Source organism: Clostridioides mangenotii TR (assembly GCF_000498755.1).
GTDB classification, from domain to species: Bacteria; Bacillota; Clostridia; order Peptostreptococcales; family Peptostreptococcaceae; genus Metaclostridioides; species Metaclostridioides mangenotii_A.
Genome location: NZ_AXUS01000067.1, coordinates 1 through 1,368 on the forward strand (window position 1 = coordinate 1; position 1,368 = coordinate 1,368).

Below are 1,368 nucleotides of genomic sequence, written 5' to 3' on the forward strand. Positions count from 1 at the left end.
TTAATATTTAAACTTCCATATTCATTTATGTTATTAACTATAACTTGTCTTATAAATGCACCTGGGTTTTTTATATCCGTACAATTTACTTCATCTTCTGTTATACTATGTTCTTTAAATATGTAATGTAAAACTTCTAATATTCTATGTATACCATATTGTAGGGCTAGATTTGTAATATCTTCTATGGTTAGTGCTTTTTCTATTTCTAGTTTTTGTAACATTTCTTCTTTTCTAAATATGTACTTTTCATAATTCAAGTCCTTCATTACTTTAGAATAGTTTTCGCTAATTGAGTACCCTGTACTATCAAAGAACTCTTTTATTGTTGCTCTGTAACTTTCTTTTATTTCTTTTATTGTATCTAACTTAGTCTTGTAATTATATGTATTAATCGTATTATATTTTATATCTAGCAGTGTTTCAGAATTATTTAAAACTGCCTCTGTTACCTTATTAGATTTTCGAACATAATCTGGTAATACTTTTATTAAATTATCTTTCTTAAAGCTAATTCTTTTACCTAATTTACTTGTTTTAGCATCAGCCCAGATTATTTTTTTAATTTCTAATTTCATTTCATTTACGTTTTCGAATGATAGTAAATGTTCTAGTATATCTAAAGACATAGTAAAATAACCATTTCCGTTTTTATCTTTTTTGAAATGGTTTTTATATTCGTCATCTACGACTATATCTAATTTTCCATATGAATTCTTTGTTGAATACACTAGCCCAACCTCTTCTAGAGTTTTGTGATTTGTTCTAGCTGTAGGTATAGATACACTACATAAAGAAGCGATATCTTTAAAAGAAACAGCTTTTCTTACTAAATTTTTATTTGTTGGAATGAAATGATATAGGATATATTGCTTTATAGCTGATTTACTTAAAGTAATACATTTACTATTATTACTTATTATCTCGAATATACCTAATTCAGTTTCTTTAGTCTCATAAAAAGTTAGTTCAGTATCATAGTTATTATTAGTACACTTATTTGCACAAAATAATTCTAAAGAGTTTTTATTTAAAGAAGGATCATTTTTAAACATGCAAGATTCACAAGCATAGTTATTACTTGTTTTCACTTCTTTAGCAGACTTCTTAAATAAACCTAGTATACTTTTTAATTTTGATTTAGATATTCTAGCTAACGGTTTTAATTCTTGCATATTTATCCTCCCCTCTCTTTATAGTCTAAAATAGTATAAGCTGTTGTTCCTATAATGTCAATGGAATACAACCCTAAAAATCTTCTAAAATATATGATAATATTACAAAAATAGATAATACTGTCTATACTCTAATACCCCGGAGGTTTTACCATTATTTCTATCAGAACAATGTGATATCAATGTTTATAAA

1 protein-coding gene is annotated in these 1,368 nt (G+C 25.5%); it reads right to left on the minus strand.

Going from position 1 to position 1,368, the window contains the following annotated elements:
• Nucleotides 1-1,175 (minus strand): hypothetical protein (locus tag T473_RS0115575; protein WP_024622619.1); only part of this gene is annotated, 1,175 nt, incomplete at its 3' end.
• Between the last annotated feature and the right edge of the window lie 193 nt (nucleotides 1,176-1,368).